Below are 18,915 nucleotides of genomic sequence, written 5' to 3' on the forward strand. Positions count from 1 at the left end.
CTTTAGTCTAGAGAAATTCAATGGTAAAATGAATAAGTGTGAGAAAACGCATTCGATGCATAGATATAGCGAGAAATATCGTGAAAATGGAGGAATCAGAGTGAAGTATGTCGAAGTAAAAAATGAATACAAACGATACAAGATGGGAGAAACGACCATTACAGCAAATGACGATATTTCTTTTTCAATTGAAAAAGGCGAATTAGTGATTATACTTGGCCCTAGTGGAGCGGGAAAGTCAACGATTCTTAATATTTTAGGTGGGATGGACACACCTGATGAAGGGCAGATCATTATTGATAACACAGATATTGCACAATTTTCAGACAAGCAGCTTACTGCTTACCGACGAACAGATGTAGGGTTCGTCTTCCAATTCTACAATCTCGTTCCTAATCTAACAGCAAAAGAAAATGTGGAATTGGCAACGGAAGTTTCCCCTGATGCGCTTGATCCTGTCGAAGTATTGACGCAAGTGGGCCTAGCTCATCGATTGAATAACTTTCCGTCCCAATTATCAGGAGGCGAACAGCAGAGGGTTTCCATTGCTCGAGCATTAGCCAAAAACCCTAAACTGCTTTTATGTGATGAGCCGACAGGTGCACTGGATTTTGAAACAGGAAAGCAAGTATTGAAATTATTGCAAAATGCTAGCAGACAACACGGTAATACTGTTTTGATCATTACACATAATTCTGCTTTAGCGCCCATCGCTGACAGAGTTATCCACATCAATGATGCGAAAGTAAGGACAGTTGAATTGAATGAGCATCCTTCATCCATTGATGAGATTGTATGGTAGGAGGATTTTATGAAAACAAAAACATATCTTAAAGCAGGTTTTCGCGAAATCCGGCAATCTAAAGGGCGGTTCATTGCAATCATCCTTATTGTCATGCTAGGAACACTTTTATTCGTAGGTGTCAAAACTGCTGGACCTGTCATGCAAAAAACGATGGATCACTATGTTGATACAGCAGGACTTTCTGATTTGCAAATCGTTTCTACTGGTGGTTTGACACAAAAAGATATCGCTCAAGCAGAAAAGATTCCAGATGCAAAAGTAGAAACAGGAAAACAGTTCTATTATTCCAATACTGGCAAAAATGAAGTGATTCAAATCTTTTCTTATAACAAAAATAGCAGGCAGAACAAGCTACAATTAATTGATGGAAAATGCCCGGAAAAATCCAACCAACTTTTATTAGATGAAAAAGCGGAGAATGAAGGGTATAAAATCGGTGATGTCTATCAGATTGATTCAGATGAATTGAAAGAAAAAGAGTATACCATCACTGGCTTTGTCCGTTCTCCATTGTTCATCAACAATTTGGAGAGAGGATACGCGAATGTCGGAAATGGTAGCGTGGATTATTTTGTCTATTTGCCTGAATCCAATTTCAAGACGGATATTTATTCTGTCTTATATCTGGATTTTACGAACGTAAAGAATTTGAATACGTACAGCAAAGCTTACAAAGATAAAATGGAGCAAAATCAAGAAAAGGCAGAAAAGTATTTACAAGATCGACCCGAAGAACGCTTAGAAGAGCTGAAAAAATCGGCAAACGAAGAATTAGAACCAGCACAGCAAAAAATAACAGAAGGCAAAGCACAAATAGCACAGGGAAGAACACAGTTAGAAGATGCTAAAAAACAGTTAGCGCAGCAGTCAGCAGCTATCCAGCAGCTTCCTGAAGCGCAACGGACAATCGCTGTACAAACTTTGTCTCAACAAGAAACTCAACTCGCTGAACAAGAAAGGCAGTTAGTTGAGAAAGAACGAGAACTAGCTTCTGCAGAGGAAGAATGGAACAAAAATGCAGAAAAAATTGAAAATTTAACTAAACCATCATACCTATACAATGAACGTTCAGAAAATGTCGGGTTTCAAGAATTTGGTGATCTGGCTGAACGTATCGCAGCAATCGCCAATGTTTTTCCTGTTTTCTTTTTCTTTATTGCTGCATTGATCACCTTTACGACAATGACGCGTATGGTAGAAGAAAACCGCAGGGAAATCGGAACATTGAAGGCGTTAGGTTATACGAAAGTTGAAATCGCAAAAAAATATGCAATCTATGCAAGTCTAGCCTCAGGAATAGGCATTGTTTTAGGAACGATATTAGGAACGAATCTTTTACCAAGGATCATTTTTGAACTATCTAACGAGCGATATGACATTGGGAGTGCCCTTGTTTTTTATGACTGGCCACCTATTTTACAAGCAGCTGCCGCATTCTTCATTGCCGCATTTGGCGCTGCAATGATTGTTTTGTTCAAAGATTTAAGAGAACGGCCTGCTGCACTGCTTCAGCCGAAAGCACCGAAGCCAGGGAAACGTATTTTTCTTGAATACATCACTCCGCTGTGGTCACGCCTTAGCTTTAATCAAAAAATCAGTTATCGAAATCTCTTCCGATACAAGTCAAGAATGCTTATGGCGATTATCGGAATTGCTGGATGTGCCGGTCTGATGGTTGCGGGCGTGGGATTGAAAGATTCTCTAAGTTCTGTCTCAGCCAAACAATTTGGACCGATCATTGACTATCAAGCAATTGTTACATTAGATTCATCCACGGAAGAGAATCATCAAAAAGCAGCGGATATGTTGCAGCAGCAAGAAAAAGTAAATGAGATCCTAGCTATTCATACTCAAACCGTAGAATTGAGAAAAAAAGGGCATGCTTCACAAAGTCTGACAGTGATTGTACCGAGTAAAACAGCTGATTTTGATCGTTTTATCCATTTAACAGATCTTGAAGAGAACCCACGTTCCTTACCTAAAGCAGGAATCGCTATTACGCAAAAAGCAGCAGAACTATTTGACTTATCTACAGGAGATCATATATCGCTTTATGATGAAAATCAAAAAGAATGGAAAGTCGAAGTAAAAGAAATCGTGAAAAACTATCTAGGCAGCTTTATTTATCTGTCCCCTGAATATTATGCTTCAGTGACTGATCAATCGATGTCGGATAATGCATTTTTGCTGCGTACAGATAAGATGACAACGAAAGAAGAAGAAATGCTTTCCGAGAAACTCCTGGCTACAGACGCTGTGACAAATACGTCTTTCATGTCCAAACAAATCGAAACGCAAGAAGAATCAATGGCGAACTTAGACTCAGTTGTATTAATCTTTGTCGTATTGTCAGGATTGCTGGCTTTTATCGTCTTGTATAATCTAACTAATATCAATATTTCTGAACGTGTACGCGAATTATCTACGATAAAAGTCCTTGGATTTTTTGATAAAGAAGTCACGATGTATATTGTTCGAGAAAATATCATCTTTACTCTCTTAGGGATCATTGGAGGATTTGGTGTAGGATATGTATTGACTGACTTTATCTTACAACAAGCATCTATGGAGAATGTCATCTTTCCATTAGTGATTACATGGTGGGCTTATGTTTTATCAGCAGGATTAACCATCGTATTCACGGTTATTGTGATGATTGTTACCCATTTCAAATTAAAGCATATCGATATGATTGATGCGTTGAAATCGAATGAATAAAAATAGAGGTTGTGAAATCAGCGGTTTGACCTGAGTATTAGAGAAACAAACGGCAAAATAGTTCCTCATATTTTGCCGTTTTTTGAGCTAATACCGAAGGCCAGCTGATTGAACACCGTTTAAGAAAGAGGTTGTGACAGAAGTGGTCAGCTTCAAGAAATAAGAAGGAATTTACGAAAACAGCTCCTCATATTTTTCATTTGAAAGGACTTATTGTCGTAGATGTAAGCTTCTGAACAACATTTATAGAAGAAACAAGAACTTTAAACAAGAGACTAGACAAATACATGTCTGTTCTCTTGTTTTTTATTGGACAACACCCTCTTAGGAAGTATAAAGATAAATTTTACAAACGCTTTCGGTTCAGTTATAATAATAAATGATAACTTGTATATATAAGTTGTGATAAGTAAGAAATCAGTTGAATGGAGGCAAATATCCATGACATTTAAAGACAAAGTCATTTATCAAATCTATCCCAAATCTTACAAAGACAGTAATGGTGATGGAATTGGAGATTTAAAAGGAATTAAAGAAAAACTGCCATATTTGAATGATCTAGGGATCGATATGATCTGGCTAAATCCTATTTATCCAAGTCCTCAAAAAGACAACGGTTATGATATCTCTGATTACACAGCCATCGATCCTATCTTTGGTACGATGGAAGAATTCGAGCAACTAATAGCTAAAGCAAAAGAATACCAAATAGAAGTCATGCTTGATATGGTATTGAATCATGTTTCGACAGAACATGAGTGGTTCAAAAAAGCACTAGCAGGGGATCAGTATTATCAGGACTTCTTCATTTTAAGAGAAGAACCAACGGACTGGGTATCAAAATTTGGTGGGAGTGCTTGGTCGCCCTTTGGAGATACAGGGAAATATTATCTGCACTTATATGATCAGACACAAGCTGACTTGAACTGGCGGAACCAAGCAGTAAGAGAGGAATTATTCAAAGTAGTTCGTTTTTGGATGGAAAAAGGGGTAAAAGGATTCCGTTTCGATGTTATCAATGTTATCGGTAAAGACGAGCAATTGAAAAATAATAAAGAAAATGATGGTAAACCTGAATATACAGACAAACCAATCACCCATACGTATCTAAAAGAATTGAACCAAGCAACGTTTGGGACGGATTCCACTATCATCACAGTCGGTGAAATGAGCTCTACGACGATCGAAAATTGTATCTTGTATACAGAACCTAGTAGAGAAGAATTATCAATGGTCTTTAATTTTCATCACTTGAAAGTCGACTATGAAAATGGCAATAAATGGTCAACTCCTCCATTTGATTTTGCAGAATTAAAGCGACTGTTCCATACTTGGGGAGAAAAGATGAGTGATGGTAATGGCTGGAATGCTTTATTTTTTAATAACCATGATCAGCCACGTGCGCTCAATCGGTTTGTAGCTATCGATCAGTATCGAAAACAAGGAGCAGAGATGCTAGCAACCATGATCCATTTAAATCGTGGAACACCATACATTTATATGGGAGAGGAAATCGGCATGGTCGATCCAGACTATTCCTCGATTTCCGACTATATTGACGTAGAAAGTTTGAATGCTTACAAGTTGCTCCTTGCACAAGGATGTACAGAAAAAGAGGCGTTCCGTCGAATCAAAGCAAAATCTCGTGATAACTCTCGAACACCCATGCAATGGTCCGATGCAGAACAAGCAGGTTTTACTACAGGAAAACCTTGGTTAAAAGTTGCAGGTAAGTTAGAAGAGATCAATGTAGAGAAAGAACGATCTTCTGAGGATTCTATTTTGTCCTATTATAAGAAATTGATTCGGTTGAGAAAAACATATCCAATCGTTGCACAAGGCGATTATCATGCTTATGGAGCAGATCATCCGCAAGTTTATGGCTATCTTCGCCAATTTGAAGGGCAGCAGCTACTTGTATTAACAAATTTCTATGATAAAGATACAAGGATCACCATTCCAGAAGGATTCACAGAAGCCGATATTCTTATCGATAATTATTCCGATACTGTTCTCCATCAAAACCTGGAGCTAAAACCATATCAGGCAATTGCTTTACTGAAAAACTAAAATAAAAAAGTATAAAACGCCGATCCTACGAGCTATTCTCGTGAGATCGACGTTTTGTGTTTTATTTAAAATAATCTTCTTCAGAAAATGAAGAGTGTTCATACTCTCCTTTGTCGCCATAAAATTTATTGTAGCGTTGTTTGAATTTACGGAAAATAAAAGTAACGAGTAATTTGACTAGCGTATAGATAGGAATACCGAAAATAACGCCCACAATTCCCATTAGATCACCCATGACAAGCAAAACGATCAAGATCGTAATCGGATGGATCTGCAAACGATCACCCATTACTCGAGGAATTACCAAGTCACCATGGAGAAGTTGTACGGCAAACCAGACAATGACAAATTTGACAGCCATAAAAGTAGAGTCTTGGAATGCAATGATCAAACCCGGGAAAAAAGCGATAAACGGTCCAATATATGGAATAATACATAATAACCCAGCAGAAATAGCTAAAACACTGGCAAATTCTAATCCGATCAGTAAGAAACAAACCCAGTAGACTGCTCCAAGGATAAATGAAGCAATGATCTGCCCCTTTAAAAATGAACCCAATTGTTGATTAGCAATCTTTGTCAAATTTTTAAAGTCTGTACGAAAGGCTGGTGGGACAATGGCTAAAACTGACTGATAAAATTTTTGAGGATTTCTCAAAAGGAAAAAAGTGACAATGGGCCCAGTAAATAAAGTAATGAAAATAGCTGTAACAGTTGAAAAAATATTGCTGATCCGTTGTGCGCCGCTTTCCCAATAATTTCCAATAAAGCCAGCTATATCAGACGTCACGTCATCAATAGAAGTAAAAAATTGATTAAATGAATCGGCAAAAGGTGTTTTCTCCAAAAATTGACGGAGACTCTCTTGGAAATCTTGAAATAAATCTGGCAAACTGCTAATCAATGTTTTTGTCTGTTCTTCAAGAAAAGGAACAAGCCATACGCTTCCAAGCCCCAATAAAAATAAAATAATCACATAAACAATAATGACTGACAGGTTCCTCGAAAGGTGCTTGCTTAAACGCTTGATGACTGGTTCCAAAAGATAATATAAGATCAGCGCAAACAATAATGGGGGCAAGATAGTAGCGATAATAATCCCAACAGGCTTGAATATAAATGAAATCTGATGGAAAAAATAAATGATCAGTGCCAGCAGGATCACCATACCTAAAACATAGTAAGAGGTTTTGCCTCCCAAAAAGCGGATCAAACGATTCGTTGTATCTGTTTCTTTTTTCACTCATTTTCCTCCTTTGTCTATAACTTTATTATAGACAAAAGAAGGGATAAAAGGAAAATGATAGAGGTTGATTGAAAAAATATCGTGAATCATCCATACAAAAGTTCTCCTCAATTAAAATAAGAAAACGCTTGACAGCTCTTTTAACCCTATGATAAATTAAATTCTGTTGCTAAAACGTAACTATTACGATTTGCTAGAGGCGAATCGGAACATTATGAAAGAAGATGAGAAGGAGTGTTATAAATGAAACGACTGATAGGTATATTGGCTACACTGGTTTTAACAGGTATGTTAGCTGGTTGCGGGGCAAGTGGAGAAGCAGGGGACAGTAAAGAAAAATTGAGCGTGATGACGACCTTTTATCCTATGTATGATTTTACAAAAGCAATCGTCGGGGATGAAGGAGAAGTAGAATTATTGATTCCAGCAGGGACTGATTCCCACGATTATGAACCTTCTGCTAAAGACATGGCAAAGATCCAAGATACAGATATCTTTGTTTATAATGATGAAAACATGGAAACATGGGTCCCCGCAATCCAAAAAACATTACAAGAAGGCAACGTCCATACGATAAAGGCGACAGAAGGTATGCTTTTACTTCCGGGAAGTGAAGAAGGACATGATCATGACCATGAACACGGGGAAGAAGGTCATACACATGAGTTAGACCCGCATGTATGGTTAGCACCAAGTTTAGCAATCAAGCAGGTAGCAAGCATACGTGATCAGCTGATTGAAGCCTACCCAGAAAAACAGGAAGTATGGACAAAAAATGCAGCAGCCTATACCGAGAAACTTCAAGCACTCCATCAGCTTTATCAAGAAACATTTAAGCAAGCAAAACAAAGATCTTTTGTCACGCAACATGCTGCATTCAACTATCTGGCATTAGAATATGGATTGAATCAAGTATCTATTGCTGGTCTTTATTCTAGTGAAGAACCCTCTGCGGCGAGAATCGCTGAACTGAAACACTTTGTTAAAGAACATGGGATCAACTATATTTATTTTGAAGAAAACGCCAAAGATAGTATTGCTAGAACGTTAGCAAACGAAGCAGGTGTATCTTTAGAAGTATTGAATCCTTTGGAGGGGTTGACGAATGAACAAATAGAAAATGGAGAAAACTATCTTTCTATCATGGAAGCAAACCTCGAAGCGTTGAAAAAAACGACAGAGACAGAAAACCCGTTAGAAGATACTTTGACCCCCAAAAAAGAAAAGAGCGTCTATAACGGTTATTTCGAAGACGAGGATGTACAAGATCGCTCTCTTTCAGATTGGTCAGGAACTTGGCAGACAGTAGATACGTATGTAGAAGATGGGACATTTGATCCTGTTTTTGAATATAAAGAAAAATTGAATCAGGATAAAACAGCACAAGAATATAAAGAATACTATACGAAGGGCTATCAAACAGATATTGCTTCAATCAAGATCGGTGAGAAAGAGATGGCATTTACGTTTAAGGATGGAACAACGAAACGTTCAAATTATCGTTATGTAGGGAAAGAAATCTTGACCTACGAGGCAGGAAACCGTGGTGTAAGGTATCTATTCGAAGCAGAAGATAAGGAAAGTGGCGCGTTTAGATATATTCAATTCAGTGATCACACGATTGCACCGGCTGACTCCGAACATTTTCATTTATATGCAGGAAATGAAAGTCAAGAAGCATTGCTAAAAGAAATGGAAAATTGGCCAACATTTTATCCAGACACAATGGATGGCCGTGAAATTGCACAGGAAATGCTTTTGCACTGAGAGACAAAAAGAACCGAAGGGTTTGGATCGGCTGATTATTTAGTCGGTCCAAACTATTCGGTTCTTTTTATGAAATTAACTTTTTTAATCCACGGATAGAGACAGGGATAGTCTCACCGTTTGCCAACGTGACTTCTCTGGTTTTTTTATTAATCGACCGCACGTTTTGTGTGTTGATAACATAAGATTTATGGCAACGAATAAAATTCCGATGCATTTTCTCGATTTCTTTGATCTTCTCGTAGAATTGCAATTGAGCATGAGTCAAATGAACTTCCAATTTATGTGGTGCGCCTAACGAAGTAGAAAAATATTGGATTTCTTTGATCGGTAAAAATTTGATCTCATCATTGAACTCTATTTTGAAGATATCTTTTTGGATCTGGGACATTTGAAAATCTTCAAAAATTTTGCTCAGGATCTGCTCGACATTTTCTTTTAAATCATAAAGGTCTTCTTTCACAATATAGTCAGTCGGCTCAATGTTGCTTTTTAAGATTTTCATCGACATTTCCGTATGAGAAGTCACGTAGATGATTTTTCCTAAAGGATCTAATTCACGGATCAATTTACCAATCGCTACGCCATCCATTTCACTGTCTTCTAATTCAATATCTAAAAAGTAAATACCAAAAGAAGAAGTTCTGATCTTGGCCGCATTGAGAAGTTCTTCCGGATCAGAGGTAGAAATATGAACATAACTGTCTAAGTTTTCAATCATGATCCTGTTTTTGATCACCGTTGATAAAACTTCCAATTGTTTTGGATCGTCTTCACAAATATAAATGGGAATCATATCATTACTCCTTTATTTTATTTGTATATAAATCGTTTGAGAAAAACGTTGGTTTTCAATTGATGTTTCAAGGAAAAGATAAGGGTTTGTCTTTGTCAATTCATCCAAGATAAACAAGCCAAGTCCTTCGTTTTTTGGATTTGTTTTTGTTGAGAAACCTTTTTGTTTCAACTGGTTTAACGGTAATGTATTGGTTGTTGTATTGATTACACGAATCATCACGGAATGATTTTTCTTGATGATTGTCAATTCGATCTTTTTCTTCTTTGCAGCACTAGCTCCTTCAATCGCATTGTCCAAGATAATACCAAGCATACGTACAAGGTTTACCGTATGTTTCGTATCCAACTCGATTGGCTTAGGAAAATGAAGCTGGACGATCAATCCTTTTTCCTGTGCCATCATAAGTTTTAATGACAGCAAACTGCGTATTTCAGGAACTTTCATATTATCCAACATACTTAGATTGGCCGGGAAAAGGTTCATCATCTGGCGTGTAGGCAATATCGTTTGATCGTAGTACGACCGTAATCCTTCCAAGTCGCCTTCTGCAATATAGCTGTGAAGAGAAAAGAGCAGATTTTGGTAATCATGTTTGAATTCTCTCAAGTCTTGATAGTTTTTTTCCAGATCTTTGATATAATCCTGCTGCATCCTGACTTGTTGCTCTAACAACTGATCAGCTAACTTCTTATTAGAGATTTTCCAATAATAAACCAAGATGATCAAGCCGACACACAGATAGAGAATAAAAAAACTAGTATTCAAAGCTAAGACATCAGGTGTTTCACCAGAAAAACGGGTATAAAAAATAATGATATAGTATGTAAATAATATCAACGTCCCAATCGTACCGATCATACGGCGGTCCACTGTGTGAAACCAAGTCTCTAACGATTTTTTAAAACAAAAAGCTAATAAAGCAGATAAAAGAGCGGATAAGGCAATGTGAAAATACTGCAAGGAATCTCCTGGTTCAACAACCGCAGATTTCAAAACAAAAAAATCGCCGATGCTTGTTAAATGATCTCCTAAAAGCGACGTCAATAATCCAAAAGGAAGCGCGTAAACTAATTGTTGACGCGAAGTCGAAAAGAAGAAAAAAGTAAGCATCAGCATTCCTATAGCAATTAGAGCAGTAAAAATCCCTAAAACTGAGTAGACCCATCCAATCAAAATGCAAGAAATCAGAGTGACTCCTGCAAACAGATAATTGTATCGGATATGATGGTCAATCAATAAGATACAAATTGTGTAAATCAAATATTGCAACGCTATGGACCATAAAAACATAAAGTACAGCTCCCATTGATTTTTACCAAATTATAGCACAATTAGCGTATTATTTTTTTAATTTTTCAGGGATTTTGAATTCAGAACTCATACCAAAGCAGCAGCCAGATACAAAAAAGTCAGATAAGTTAGTTAATTGTTTAATGATTGTTTTTTTCATGAAAGATTCCTCCAAAATTCATCAAGTAGTTTGTAATAGGAAGCAACGTAGCTATTTCTAAAACAATCCCAAGTAGCAAATAGGTAGAAAAGTAAGAAGCTGAGAAAAATAAAGTGATGAGAGAAAAAATTAGAAACATGCTGATCGCCTTCTTTAATAATGGTGGACGTTTCTCGGGTTCAATGGGATTGATGGCTGTACCTCTTGATCCATAGCGAAGCAGTAACAAAAAGCAGCTGATTAACAAAAAGACCATCATTGGGAAGGAGATAGTCAATTGCAGATGTTTCATCACCAAAGGAACGCCCCATAAATAAAGCAGTGTCCACAGCAGACAAACGAATTCAGAGTCGGAATGCAATCCATAAGCATATCTGCGGATGCAGATATAGGAAAGAAAGGTGATTCCTGTTTCCGCCCATGAGCCCGTCACCAGAGAAAACACTAGAACGACCGCTAGTTTTCCAAGGTTGTTCAATAAAACTTCTAAGGCAAATTTTACTTGGACATACACCATATCTTCTTCCGATTTGTCTCCGCTGAATAAGGTTTCTAATAATTTGTTCACAACTTTATCTTTCATCTCATACGTACCTCCACCACAAATTCTATGCTAAAAAAATAAAAAACGTGTTTTGTTTCATAAAAAGTGGTTTTGACATCAAAACCGTCATGATTTCCTTAAAAAAATCTTCATTTTTTTAAATCCTTTCCAAAAAAGGTGACAGTTTTGATACGAAAAGTACATTTTATGACAAGTTTGTGTTTTTTCGAGTATTTTATGTTAAAAATTTACTGACCTTAGAAAAGGTGATGGAGGGATTCTTATGGAAAATGAACAATTGTTTGAAGTCGGCGAAACATATGCATTTAAATCTGATTTATTTGAATCACCAATAAAAGGAAAAATAGAAAAAATCTATGAAAATAGCGTGATGATACGTGTCATGAATTGCGCAGCAGAAGACAATGATACCGCTCATAATCTGCACTGGCAGTTAGTCGTACGCAAATCAAGTACAATAGAAGAATAAAAACAGATAAAATGTTGAGAGCATAAAAGAGTAGAAATTCATCCATTCTACTCTTTTATTTCTACTCTTTTATTTTCATGAATAGGCGTGACTTCTAGCTACTATTGGCGAAGCAGCCTTTAAGGAGCAGATAAAGTCAAGGCTTTTATTTCTATAAATGAAGTAGTAAAATGAAGAACAGATTTTATTACAGGAAGGATGCCGATAATTGTGATTATTGTTGCAGGAACGATCGGTGCAGGGAAAAGCACACTGACTGAAATGCTTGCCCAAGATTTAGAAACAAAACCTTTTTATGAGAACGTGGAGGATAATGAAGTATTGCCACTGTTTTATTCTAATCCGGAAAAGTATACTTTTTTATTGCAGATATTTTTTTGAACAAACGTTTTTTGGCGATTAAAGATGCTTTCAGCCATGATGACAATGTACTAGACCGCTCCATCTACGAAGATAGTATGTTGTTTCATCTGAATGCCGATTTAGGGCGTGTTTCTGAAGTAGAAGTAAAGCAGTATGAGGGTCTTTTAGAGACGATGCTGAAGGAATTAGAAGAAATTTCGCCGCAAAAGAAACCGGATCTACTGGTTTATATTCGTGTATCCTTTGAAACTATGTTAGCAAGAATCAAAAAAAGAGGTCGGGAATATGAACAGCTAGAGCAAGATCCTGAACTCTATTCCTACTATAAAGAACTCAATCGACGTTATGAAGAATGGTATGAACAGTTTGATATATGTCCCAAAATAGTAATCGATGGGGACAAATACGATTTCGTAGCCGATCCAGCATGTGGAGAACAAATCGTACAAGAAATCAAGATGCGGGCAAAGAAAATGACAGAAGAGGCAGATGGCCAGTCGATCCGCTACACTACAAATAACCCGAAAGCAAAGGGTATCTTTACAACTAAATAATAAAAAAACTAAGCAAATTGCTCACTCACAAAATTTCTTTGTGAACAGCATCCTGCTTAGTTTTTTTGATTCAGGGGAATCAAAAGGTGAAACGGTTCGTATGATAAAACTGCCATAACTGAAATGTCTGAGTGAGGGCCATGATCAAGAATAAAATAGAAACGACCAAAATCGAATAGGCGCCAAACAAATGATGACAGAATACAAGGACAATAGCCCCTGCGATAAAGGCAAGAACGACAGTTAAATAGTGGAAAAATCGATCAAAATCTGCTTTTTCTTTAGAAATACAATAATCATATAAATTTGTTGCTACCCCTTTTAAATTTCCTGTTGTGAATAAATTGGTGTAGGCACGCCCGTTGATTTTATCAAAAGCCACCCACTGGATCGAGGCCGTAAAAGCAATTAAAATCGTTACTAATGCGGGATGTTCATGGACAGGTGTCAAACTGACAAAGAAAAAAATCACCGCTTCATAATATAGAACAAATAAGCGCCAGAAATGTTTTTCTTTTTTTCTAAAATAATCAATCAAATACTTTGTTAGAAGAATCCCTAAGAAAAAGAAAAGGGTAGACAATACTTTTTTGCCAACGCTTAGCCACTCTCCGTCAAAAGCTTGGATGATCGATAGGATGATATTGCCAGTTTGAGCAGAGGCAAAAGCACCATACTGGATATAAGTATAACTGTCCATTGCTCCTCCGATAAATGTCAGCAAAAGACCTATTGTACGCCCTTCGTGAAAGGAAGTCTGCATTTTTTTCATCACCTTTTATGAATATAATTTTGTCTTCCTTATCTTAGCATAAACGATTGAAAAAAAGGAAAAATTTTCAGAAAACTAAAATCATCTCGCTCCCCATTTTCATTTTTAGAAAGGTCTGTTAGTATAAAGAAAAAATAGACAACGAGATTTTAAATAATCAAATTGGAAGAAGCAACTTCAAAGAAGAAAGATGGGAAGGAAATCAATCAGTTGGATGAAAAAGAAATTCTCCGATTACAAAAAGAACTGAATCGTTGGGAGAACAAATATAAAAAGCTTCAACAAGTCTTTCGGCTACAAGAAGAAATCATTGCTACCTATGAAGCGGCTTATGGAGAAGCCCCTGGACTTATTGAGGAAGAAATGCAGGAAAAAGAAAGCAAAGAAAACAACTCTTTCTTTAAAATGATGGAGAAACGTTCTTATAATCGCTTCAATCAAGAACAAAAAGCAGCTATCACATACGATATGCAGAAACATCTTCGAATCATAGCGGGAGCTGGGAGCGGCAAGACGCAAACAATCTGTGCAAAAGCTGTGTACCTGATGACACAAAAACAAGTAGACGAAGAACGCATACTGATGATTACTTTTACACGGAATGCTGCAAATGAACTAAAAAAACGAGTAGATAATTTCAGCCAAAGGAAAACTGCTGTCCATATCGGAACATTCCACAGTATCTTTTTCAGGATATACAATGAGATTTGTCGAAAATTCCCTGATGTGGCAATGCAAGGGATACAAGGAGACTTTTCAAAAGATACTGCGCAAAAAGTAAATGCTGTTTTGCAACAGCTGATACGTAAATATAATCTTTATCTTTTTGATCAATATGGAGAAAAAACGATTGCTTCTCGCTTAGACTATTGGCAGAATATGAACCTATCAATAGAAGAAATGATCCAGTTAGTTAAAGAAAAATATGATTCCATTGATAAGAATACAAGACAACCGATATCAGAACGACTGTATGGATTGCTCACAGAACTCCAAGAACAAAAAAGAAGGCAGCAATTGTTAGAGTTCAATGATGTACTCCAAAATTTGAAAAGCGCTTTGGAGAATGACGAGATTCAGCGCTATATTGGACAGAAATATGATTATCTATTTATTGATGAATTTCAGGATACTAATCCACTTCAATGGGAAATCGTGAAGCGGATGACAAAGGAAAACGGGATCAAGTTAATCGTTGTTGGAGATGATGACCAAAGTATCTATGGATTCAGAGGATCAGAGCCAGCATATATCAAGAACTTTGAAAAAGAATATCCTACTAAAACTCTTTTCTTATTAACTAATTACCGCTCTCGGGCAGCTATTGTCCAAGGAGCGAATAGATTGATCAGCTATAACAAAAATGATCGGATACCAAAGGCGATGATTCCAGCACAAAAAGAAGCGGGCATTATGGAGGCTTATTTGTTCTCAGATACAAAAGCAGAAAGCCAGTGGCTGATAAGTCAAATTCAGTCATTTATTCAAAAAAATGGGAAATATAAGGAATCGATCATATTATACCGATCGGCTTCGCAAACACAGCAACTTGTCCAATCTCTGCTGAAAACGAATATTCCTTTTGTACTGGAAGCAGATAGTCCATATGAAGGTATCTTTGGCATCAAGTTTTTCCAACAGTTCTATCAAAAAATCGTTCATTGGCAAACAGCACAGAATCCGCAAAAGAAAAATCAGGCCTATCAGCAGTTGTTGCGGCAGCTGATGGTAGACTGCTATCTGAAAAAAAATGAATGTGATCAATACTTTTCTCCTAAATATCAAAATACAGCCATTACGGATTATATTTTGTCGGTAAGACCTAATTTAAAATCCAAATCTGCAGAAATCCGCCAGTTTGAGGAAGCGTTGCGTAAAACAGACCAGCATCAAGAAATCTATTCGCTTGTACAAAGCTATCTTCATCTGCCACGTATAGCTAAGGAAATCGATCAGAGTGATCAAGAATGGATACGAGAAGAAGTAAAGCAACATGCTACTTTTAGAAGTATCCAAACCTTATCGCAAGAAACCCAAGCAACAGCTAAAGAATTAAAAACCCGCTTGATTGCTTACAGACAAGGAAAACTTGATGCGCTATGTATCCAGAGCATTCATAAAAGTAAAGGTCTTAGTTACAGAAATGTCTTTTTAATTGGCTGTAACGAAGGAAGTTTGCCTTATAACGGAGCAACAGAAAAGAAAGTCATTGACTCTAATGAAATAAAAGCAGAACCAGCGACGACGATAGAAGAAGAACGAAGACTATTTTATGTTGCGATGACTAGAGCAAGAAATCGTCTGTATCTATGTGTACCTCAAATGAAAAATACAAGAAAATTGAAAGTATCGAGATTTGTCAAAGAAACCGGTAGTCGTATGAAAAAAGGAAAGTGATGGAAAAGAGGTTGTGACAGGAGTGGTCAGCTTCAAGAAATAAGAAGGAATTTACGGAAATTGCTTCTCAAATTTTTGTAAAATTTCGGCTTATTTTCGAAGAAGCTACTTCTGGAACACCGTTTATTCGGAAAAGGGAGGTGTGACAAGATTTTTGTCACACCTCCCTTATTTATTTTTGAAAAATGAGAATACTATTATTAAAATAGGGAATAAATAGAATAATTCTCATTATTTAAACGCAAATAATCGATTTTTTTTCGACTTTTTTTATTTTTTATTAGCTAATAATTGGTATTTTAAAAGAAATTGCTGTAGAATTGGATTATAATTAAAAAGGAGTGAGAAAATGATAAAAGTATATACTTCGCCTAGCTGTACTTCCTGTAGAAAAGCAAGAGCATGGTTGCAAGCGAATCAACTTGAATTTGAAGAGAAGAATATTTTTGCCGAACCGTTAACAGAAAGTGAGATCAAAAAGATCTTAGCAGCGACTGAAGGAGGAGTTCAAGATATTATTTCCACTCGGTCGAAAATTTACGAGAAGTTGGGAATAGATTTTAACGAATTAACTTTAAAGCAAATGATCGTCCTATTCAAAGAATATCCTTCATTATTGAGACGACCTATTTTGATTGATGAAAAAAGAATACTAATCGGATTCAATGAAGATGAAATCCGGTCATTTGTCCCTCGTGAAATTCGGTGTGTTGCTAGAAACCTAATCTATTTACAAAACAATAACATCTTAAATTCATAGGGAGGGAGTCTTCGTGGAAGTGAAAGTCTATGGATCGGCGCACTGTGTAACCAGTCTGAAGGCGAAACAATGGTTAGAATACCATCAATTGCCTTATCAATTTGTTGACTTAGAAGAACGCGATCTAAGTACAGAAGAAGCAGAAGAATTATGCAGTTTTGAAGAAGTGCAAGCAGAACAGCTATTTGCGACTTGGTCTGAGGCTTTCCATAACATTGCGATAGACCTTTCCTCTGTAGGTAAAAAAACAACTGATTTCTTTATGTACACAACATACAAAACTCCTTAGACGTCCGTTGATCATTATCGATGAAGTTCTATTTATTGGATACAATGAGCAGTTGATGGAGCAACTTATCCTAAATAAATAGTCTTTACCTATTTTAATCAATTTCTGAGCGCTTCGTACAGTTGGAACAGTCGAACACTTAACATCAAGTGTGTTATGTGTTCTTTTTTTTGTCTTTATTTTTCTACTATAAAAGATATGCTCGATTTATTTGGTCAAAATTCAAATGTACGAGGGAAAATAGGCTGAGAAATATATTGACATGTGTAAATTTACATGATATATTCATTTTTGTTGTTTTAAGTAATACGCAAATAAAGCAGCATTAAAAAAACTTGAAAAATAGTTATTGACATGTTGATGATGACATGATAAGATAACTGAGTCGTTAAAAAAGAACAGCTTACGAAGCTTGATTCTATCGAAAAAAACTTCAAAAAAAGTTCTTGACAAATAACAAACGATAAGTTACGATAAATGAGCTGCTGAAAGATTTCGAAAAACGAAATCGAAAAAAACTTTTAAAAAGAGTTGACAATCACTTGTCGCTTTGATATGATATAAAAGTTGCTGCGGCAGCCGAAACAAATCGGAGAGACACTTCCGATGAAGTAGACCTTTGAAAACTGAACAAAGTAAGACAAACCAAATGTGTAGGGCGTCTTGATTCAATTCAAGACAACAAACATTTTTAACAAGCAAGCAATATGCTAGCAAACAAATTGAGCTTAACAATCGCAAGATTGTTCGAACTTTTTATGAGAGTTTGATCCTGGCTCAGGACGAACGCTGGCGGCGTGCCTAATACATGCAAGTCGTACGCTTCTTTTTCCACCGGAGCTTGCTCCACCGGAAAAAGAGGAGTGGCGAACGGGTGAGTAACACGTGGGTAACCTGCCCATCAGAAGGGGATAACACTTGGAAACAGGTGCTAATACCGTATAACAATCGAAACCGCATGGTTTTGATTTGAAAGGCGCTTTCGGGTGTCGCTGATGGATGGACCCGCGGTGCATTAGCTAGTTGGTGAGGTAACGGCTCACCAAGGCCACGATGCATAGCCGACCTGAGAGGGTGATCGGCCACATTGGGACTGAGACACGGCCCAAACTCCTACGGGAGGCAGCAGTAGGGAATCTTCGGCAATGGACGAAAGTCTGACCGAGCAACGCCGCGTGAGTGAAGAAGGTTTTCGGATCGTAAAACTCTGTTGTTAGAGAAGAACAAGGATGAGAGTAACTGTTCATCCCTTGACGGTATCTAACCAGAAAGCCACGGCTAACTACGTGCCAGCAGCCGCGGTAATACGTAGGTGGCAAGCGTTGTCCGGATTTATTGGGCGTAAAGCGAGCGCAGGCGGTTTCTTAAGTCTGATGTGAAAGCCCCCGGCTCAACCGGGGAGGGTCATTGGAAACTGGGAGACTTGAGTGCAGAAGAGGAGAGTGGAATTCCATGTGTAGCGGTGAAATGCGTAGATATATGGAGGAACACCAGTGGCGAAGGCGGCTCTCTGGTCTGTAACTGACGCTGAGGCTCGAAAGCGTGGGGAGCAAACAGGATTAGATACCCTGGTAGTCCACGCCGTAAACGATGAGTGCTAAGTGTTGGAGGGTTTCCGCCCTTCAGTGCTGCAGCTAACGCATTAAGCACTCCGCCTGGGGAGTACGACCGCAAGGTTGAAACTCAAAGGAATTGACGGGGGCCCGCACAAGCGGTGGAGCATGTGGTTTAATTCGAAGCAACGCGAAGAACCTTACCAGGTCTTGACATCCTTTGACCACTCTAGAGATAGAGCTTCCCCTTCGGGGGCAAAGTGACAGGTGGTGCATGGTTGTCGTCAGCTCGTGTCGTGAGATGTTGGGTTAAGTCCCGCAACGAGCGCAACCCTTAT

The 18,915-nt window shown here is 37.5% G+C and carries 12 protein-coding genes, 1 rRNA gene and 2 pseudogenes (1 of these 15 running past the window's edge); 10 read left to right on the top strand and 5 right to left on the bottom strand.

Going from position 1 to position 18,915, the window contains the following annotated elements:
• Positions 1-100: 100 nt before the first annotated feature.
• The 3 genes from FTX43_RS06795 (at position 101) to treC (ending at position 5,593) form a co-directional block, all read left to right on the top strand.
• Complete coding sequence (locus tag FTX43_RS06795) at positions 101-802, top strand: ABC transporter ATP-binding protein (protein ID WP_002293249.1); 702 nt, start codon at positions 101-103, stop codon at positions 800-802.
• Positions 803-811: 9 nt separating this feature from the next.
• Positions 812-3,523, top strand: a complete 2,712-nt coding sequence (locus tag FTX43_RS06800; protein WP_002341007.1) for an ABC transporter permease — start codon at positions 812-814, stop codon at positions 3,521-3,523.
• 441 nt (positions 3,524-3,964) lie between these two features.
• Positions 3,965-5,593 carry an alpha,alpha-phosphotrehalase gene (gene treC / locus FTX43_RS06805; RefSeq protein ID WP_002293254.1) on the top strand — a complete coding sequence of 543 codons (1,629 nt, stop codon included), beginning with the start codon at positions 3,965-3,967 and terminating at the stop codon, positions 5,591-5,593.
• A 61-nt stretch (positions 5,594-5,654) separates the two neighbouring features.
• Here the strand turns inward: treC and FTX43_RS06815 are convergent, their stop codons facing one another.
• Positions 5,655-6,836, bottom strand: a complete 1,182-nt coding sequence (locus FTX43_RS06815) for an AI-2E family transporter (protein ID WP_002293256.1) — start codon at positions 6,834-6,836, stop codon at positions 5,655-5,657.
• Between the two features lie 246 nt (positions 6,837-7,082).
• Between FTX43_RS06815 and FTX43_RS06820 the strand changes: the two genes are divergently transcribed.
• Complete coding sequence (locus FTX43_RS06820; RefSeq protein ID WP_002293257.1) at positions 7,083-8,606, top strand: zinc ABC transporter substrate-binding protein AdcA; 1,524 nt, start codon at positions 7,083-7,085, stop codon at positions 8,604-8,606.
• A 67-nt stretch (positions 8,607-8,673) separates the two neighbouring features.
• On the opposite strand, the gene FTX43_RS06825 is transcribed toward FTX43_RS06820, so the two are convergent.
• The 3 genes from FTX43_RS06825 to FTX43_RS06835 form a co-directional block, all read right to left on the bottom strand.
• Positions 8,674-9,402, bottom strand: coding sequence for a LytTR family DNA-binding domain-containing protein (locus FTX43_RS06825; RefSeq protein WP_002293258.1), 729 nt, complete (start codon positions 9,400-9,402; stop codon positions 8,674-8,676).
• A gap of 12 nt (positions 9,403-9,414) precedes the next feature.
• On the bottom strand, positions 9,415-10,695 hold the full coding sequence (locus FTX43_RS06830; protein ID WP_002336063.1) for an ATP-binding protein: 1,281 nt from the start codon (positions 10,693-10,695) through the stop codon (positions 9,415-9,417).
• Positions 10,696-10,835: 140 nt separating this feature from the next.
• Positions 10,836-11,438 (bottom strand): accessory gene regulator B family protein, encoded by a 603-nt coding sequence (locus FTX43_RS06835; RefSeq protein ID WP_002293263.1) that lies wholly within the window; start codon positions 11,436-11,438, stop codon positions 10,836-10,838.
• A 244-nt stretch (positions 11,439-11,682) separates the two neighbouring features.
• Here FTX43_RS06835 and FTX43_RS06840 point away from each other — a divergent pair, with 244 nt between their 5' ends.
• Together FTX43_RS06840 and FTX43_RS06845 are read left to right on the top strand one after the other, a co-directional pair.
• The gene (locus FTX43_RS06840) at positions 11,683-11,889 is read left to right on the top strand and encodes a hypothetical protein (protein WP_002293266.1); all 207 of its coding nucleotides are present in this window, start codon (positions 11,683-11,685) and stop codon (positions 11,887-11,889) included.
• Positions 11,890-12,087: 198 nt separating this feature from the next.
• A pseudogene (locus tag FTX43_RS06845) lies at positions 12,088-12,806 on the top strand (deoxynucleoside kinase).
• Positions 12,807-12,885: 79 nt separating this feature from the next.
• Here the strand turns inward: FTX43_RS06845 and FTX43_RS06855 are convergent.
• The gene (locus FTX43_RS06855; RefSeq protein WP_002293268.1) at positions 12,886-13,569 is read right to left on the bottom strand and encodes a YoaK family protein; all 684 of its coding nucleotides are present in this window, start codon (positions 13,567-13,569) and stop codon (positions 12,886-12,888) included.
• Positions 13,570-13,788: 219 nt separating this feature from the next.
• On the opposite strand from FTX43_RS06855, the gene FTX43_RS06860 reads away from it, so the two are divergent.
• The 4 genes and pseudogenes from FTX43_RS06860 to FTX43_RS06875 all read left to right on the top strand — a co-directional run.
• Positions 13,789-15,975 (top strand): ATP-dependent helicase, encoded by a 2,187-nt coding sequence (locus tag FTX43_RS06860; RefSeq protein ID WP_047937776.1) that lies wholly within the window; start codon positions 13,789-13,791, stop codon positions 15,973-15,975.
• Between the two features lie 349 nt (positions 15,976-16,324).
• A complete protein-coding gene (locus FTX43_RS06865) occupies positions 16,325-16,735 on the top strand; it encodes a Spx/MgsR family RNA polymerase-binding regulatory protein (protein ID WP_002286258.1) in 411 nt (136 codons plus the stop codon).
• A gap of 13 nt (positions 16,736-16,748) precedes the next feature.
• Positions 16,749-17,106, top strand: a pseudogene (locus tag FTX43_RS06870) (Spx/MgsR family RNA polymerase-binding regulatory protein).
• A gap of 672 nt (positions 17,107-17,778) precedes the next feature.
• A 16S ribosomal RNA gene (locus FTX43_RS06875) occupies positions 17,779-18,915 on the top strand; it runs 424 nt beyond the window's last position.

The sequence above is a fragment of the Enterococcus sp. DA9 genome, assembly GCF_008000875.1.
Taxonomy (GTDB): domain Bacteria; phylum Bacillota; class Bacilli; order Lactobacillales; family Enterococcaceae; genus Enterococcus_B; species Enterococcus_B lactis.